Below are 4,388 nucleotides of genomic sequence, written 5' to 3'. Positions count from 1 at the left end.
CGCGGCCGGACAGCGGGCGGAGCGCGCCGAGGACTGAGCGTCGCCGGGTCGTCGCCCCACGCTGCGGGTGGGGCGACGACCGGGACGTCCCGGCCCGCGCCGGGAACGACGAAGGCCCGGCCCCTCGCGGGGTCGGGCCTTCGTCGTGATGGTGACTACGCGATCGTCGGGCCGCCCTGGTCAGGGACGCGGCCGGCCGACGTCAGCGCGAGAGCTCAGTCCTCGTCCTCGGACGTGAGCGCACGGGTCTTGTTCTGGTCGAGCAGGATGCCAGGACCGTTCGTGGTCGAGATGGTCGCCTTCGAGATGTAGCGGCCCTTCGACGCGGACGGCTTGAGACGCAGGATCTCGTCGAGCGCCGCGGCGTAGTTCTCGACCAGCGCGACGTCGGAGAACGACGTCTTGCCGATGATGAAGTGCAGGTTCGCGTGCCGGTCGGCACGGAACTCGATCTTGCCGCCCTTGATGTCGGACACGGCCTTGGCCACGTCCATCGTCACGGTGCCCGTCTTCGGGTTCGGCATGAGGCCACGCGGACCCAGGACCTTGCCCAGTCGGCCGACCTTGCCCATGAGGTCCGGGGTCGCCACGGCCGAGTCGAAGTCGGTGTAGCCGGCGGCCACCTTCTCGATCAGCTCGTCGCCACCGACCTCGTCGGCACCGGCGGCACGCGCCTGCTCGGCACGCTCACCCGTCGCGAAGACGATGACGCGCGCGGTCTTGCCCGTGCCGTGCGGCAGGTTGACCGTGCCACGGACCATCTGGTCCGCCTTGCGCGGGTCGATCCCGAGGCGGAAGACCACCTCGACGGTCGCGTCGTACTTGGTGGTCGACGTCGCCTGCGCGAGGCGGACGGCGGCCAGGGGGCTGTAGACCTTGCCGGCCTCGATCTTCTCGACCGCGGCGCGGTAGGCCTTGCTGTGCTTCGGCATCTGCTTGTTCTCCTTGTTCAGCAGTCGTGGTCAGACGGGCCGCACGCGGGCCCTGCCACTGGTGGTGCGGTACCGACGATCAGTCGGCGACCGTGATACCCATCGACCGGGCGGTGCCGGCGATGATCTTCTCGGCCGCGGCCAGGTCGTTCGCGTTGAGGTCCTCGAGCTTGGTGGTGGCGATCTCGCGCACCTGCTCCTTGGTGAGGCTCGCGACCTTGACCGTGTGCGGCGTCGGGGAACCCTTCGGCACGCCCGCGGCCTTCTTGATGAGCTCGGCGGCCGGCGGCGTCTTCGTGATGAAGGTGAACGAGCGGTCCTCGTACACCGTGATCTCGACGGGGATGACGTTGCCGCGCTGCGACTCGGTCGCCGCGTTGTACGCCTTGCAGAACTCCATGATGTTCACGCCGTGCTGACCGAGCGCGGGGCCGATCGGCGGGGCGGGGGTGGCCGCACCGGCGTTGATCTGGAGCTTGATGAGGCCGGTGACCTTCTTCTTGGGGGGCATGGTGCCCTCCCTTCCTTCGTCGTGGGCCGACGCCGTGGGCGATGACCCGGTTGCAGTGGTCCCCGCCGGTGGGCAGGGACCGTCCTCGTCCGCTCAGGCGGCGAGCATCCGACCGTGACCGGTCAGAGCTTGGCGACCTGGCTGAACGAGAGCTCGACCGGGGTCTCCCGGCCGAAGATCGAGACGAGCACCTTGAGCTTCTGGTTCTCCGCGTTGATCTCCGAGATCGTCGCGGGGAGCGTGTCGAACGGACCGTCCGTGACGGTGACCGACTCGCCGACCGTGAAGTCGACCTGGATGCGGCTCGCGGCCTTCGCCGCGGCGGCGGGCGCCGTGGGCGCCTTGACCTCGAGCGTCGGGGCCAGCATCGAGAAGACCTCGTCGAGCGTGAGCGGAACGGGCTGGTGCGTGTGGCCGACGAAGCCCGTGACGCCGGGCGTGTGCCGCACGGCACCCCACGACTCGTCGGTCAGGTCCATGCGGACGAGGACGTAGCCGGGGATCCGGACGCGGCGCACGACCTTGCGCTGCGCGTTCTTGATCTCGACGACCTCCTCCATGGGGACCTCCACCTGGTAGATGAAGTCCTCCATGTTGAGGCTCTGCGTGCGGTTCTCGAGGTTCGCCTTCACGCGGTTCTCGTAACCCGCGTATGAGTGGATGACGAACCAGTCGCCCGGCAGGCTGCGCAGGCGCGCCTTGAACGCCGCGACCGGGTCCTCGTCGACGTCGACCTCGTCGTCCGACTCCTCGTCGGATGCGAGCTCGTCGGACTCAGGCTCCTCGGCGGAGCCGGCCGCGTCGGCGGAGGTCTCGTCGGACTCGGTGGCAGCCTCGTCGGACTCGATCTCGGCAGCGGGCTCGTCGGACTGCGACGACTCGACGGCCTCGACCGACTCCACTGCGTCCTCGAGCTCGACGTCGGCCGGGGTGGGCTCAGACGACTCGTGCGACACGTACGAACCTGCTTTCTTCAAGAACGGAGATGCGGCTCGACCCGAGCCGGGCGGCCACGAGGGCCGCGGAGGTTCAACCTCCGAAGACCCAGAACGTGAGCCGGCCGATACCGAGGTCGATCAGGGTCACGAACGCCATGACCACGGCGACGAACACCAGGACGACCGACGTGTAGGTGATGAGGTCCTGCCGCGTCGGGCGGACGACCTTCTTGAGCTCGGCGATCACCTGGCGCACGAACAGCGCGATGCGCGCGAACAGGCCTCGGCGCTCGCCGGGCTTGCTCTTCGTCGCGGACGCCCGCGCCGAACCCTCGGCGTCAGGCGCCGCGGAGGCTGCGGTTTCGCTCACGTCGTGGCCTCTGCGTCTCGTCGGTACTCGGTGGATGTGCCCGCCGCATGCGTGCTGCGGACATGGAACTGCGCAGGGCAGACAGGACTCGAACCTGCAACCTGCGGTTTTGGAGACCGCTGCGCTGCCAATTGCGCCACTGCCCTACGGCGACGACGTGACCTCGACGACCAGGAGCGGTGCAACGCTGCGAAGCGCTGCGGGCACAGGTCATCTTGGCGTACGTCAACCGCCGGTGGACAACCATACGTGACGGCGGGCCCCGGGTCGAACCACGCCCGTGCCGGGACGTCCGAGGCTCCCGGACCGGGCGCTCGGGACGTTCCGGACGGGCGCGCGTCCGGGCGGCGCACGACCATCCGCGGGCCGGAATGCCCGCGCCCCGCCTGCGTGACCTCTGCCACTATGGCCGGGTGAGCCAGCAGACGTCCCCGCCCCGTCCCCGTGTCTCCCGCCGCCTCGCGGCGATCGCCGAGTCGGCGACGCTCGCGGTCGATGCCAAGGCCAAGGCCCTCAAGGCCGCCGGGCGTCCCGTGATCGGGTTCGGCGCCGGCGAGCCGGACTTCCCGACGCCGGAGGCGATCGTCGAGGCCGCCGTCGCCGCGGTGCGGGACCCGGCCAACCACCGCTACACGCCCGCCGCGGGCCTGCCGGCGCTGCGCGAGGCCATCGCGGCCAAGACGCTGCGCGACTCGGGCTACGAGGTGCGGCCGCAGGACGTGCTGGTCACGAACGGCGGCAAGCAGGCCGTCTTCCAGGCGTTCGCCTCGATCGTCGACCCGGGCGACGAGGTGCTGCTCCCCGCCCCGTACTGGACCACCTACCCCGAGGCCGTCCGTCTCGCAGGCGGCGTGCCGGTCGAGGTGTTCGCCGGCGTCGACCAGGGCTACCTGGTGACGGTCGAGCAGCTCGAGGCCGCGCGGACCGAGCGCACCAAGGTGCTGCTGTTCTGCTCGCCCTCGAACCCCACGGGCGCGGTGTACTCGCCCGAGCAGACCGAGGAGATCGGCCGCTGGGCGCTCGAGCACGGGATCTGGGTCGTCACCGACGAGATCTACGAGCACCTCACGTACGACGACGCGGTGTTCACGCCGATCCAGCGCGTCGTGCCCGAGCTCGTGGACACGTCCATCGTGCTCAACGGCGTTGCCAAGACCTACGCGATGACCGGGTGGCGCGTCGGCTGGATGATCGGCCCGGCGGACGTCATCAAGGCCGCGACCAACTTCCAGAGCCACCTGACGTCCAACGTCGCCAACGTCTCGCAGCGCGCCGCGATCGCCGCGCTCACCGGTGACCTCACGGCCGTCGAGGCGATGCGCAGCGCGTTCGACCGTCGCCGCCGCACCATGGTCGAGATGCTCTCGGCCATCAACGGGGTCGTCGTGCCCGCGCCGCAGGGCGCGTTCTACGCCTACCCGTCCGTCGAGGGGCTGCTGGGTCGCACGATCCGCGGCGTCACGCCCACCACGTCGGCCGAGCTCGCCGCGCTCATCCTCGAGCAGGTCGAGGTCGCCGTGGTGCCCGGCGAGGCGTTCGGGCCGTCCGGCTTCCTGCGCCTGTCGTACGCGCTCGGCGACGAGGACCTCGTCGAGGGCGTCTCGCGGATCCAGAAGCTGCTGGCCGAGGCGAGCTGA

General features: G+C 70.2%; 5 protein-coding genes and 1 tRNA gene. 1 reads left to right on the top strand and 5 read right to left on the bottom strand.

What is annotated here, in order from left to right; genetic code table 11:
- Positions 1 to 215: 215 nt before the first annotated feature.
- The 5 genes from rplA to CWIS_RS15580 form a co-directional block, all read right to left on the bottom strand.
- Complete coding sequence (gene rplA / locus CWIS_RS15600) at positions 216 to 932, bottom strand: 50S ribosomal protein L1 (RefSeq protein ID WP_048344250.1); 717 nt, start codon at positions 930 to 932, stop codon at positions 216 to 218.
- 79 nt (positions 933 to 1,011) lie between these two features.
- Complete coding sequence (gene rplK / locus CWIS_RS15595; RefSeq protein ID WP_048344249.1) at positions 1,012 to 1,443, bottom strand: 50S ribosomal protein L11; 432 nt, start codon at positions 1,441 to 1,443, stop codon at positions 1,012 to 1,014.
- A 122-nt stretch (positions 1,444 to 1,565) separates the two neighbouring features.
- Positions 1,566 to 2,399 carry a transcription termination/antitermination protein NusG gene (gene nusG, locus CWIS_RS15590; protein ID WP_048344248.1) on the bottom strand — a complete coding sequence of 278 codons (834 nt, stop codon included), beginning with the start codon at positions 2,397 to 2,399 and terminating at the stop codon, positions 1,566 to 1,568.
- A gap of 73 nt (positions 2,400 to 2,472) precedes the next feature.
- Entirely contained in the window at positions 2,473 to 2,751 is a 279-nt protein-coding gene (gene secE / locus CWIS_RS15585; protein ID WP_048344247.1) for a preprotein translocase subunit SecE, read from the bottom strand.
- 73 nt (positions 2,752 to 2,824) lie between these two features.
- Positions 2,825 to 2,897: transfer RNA gene (locus tag CWIS_RS15580), tRNA-Trp, on the bottom strand.
- A gap of 225 nt (positions 2,898 to 3,122) precedes the next feature.
- Here CWIS_RS15580 and CWIS_RS15575 point away from each other — a divergent pair.
- Positions 3,123 to 4,388: a pyridoxal phosphate-dependent aminotransferase gene (locus tag CWIS_RS15575; RefSeq protein ID WP_048344246.1), complete on the top strand. Its 1,266-nt coding sequence runs from the start codon at positions 3,123 to 3,125 to the stop codon at positions 4,386 to 4,388.

Origin of the sequence: Cellulomonas sp. A375-1 (assembly GCF_001040865.1) — a bacterium.
Classification (GTDB): domain Bacteria; phylum Actinomycetota; class Actinomycetes; order Actinomycetales; family Cellulomonadaceae; genus Cellulomonas; species Cellulomonas gelida.
Note: the sequence above shows the minus strand (reverse complement) of the source record. Positions and strands in the feature narration are given on the sequence as shown.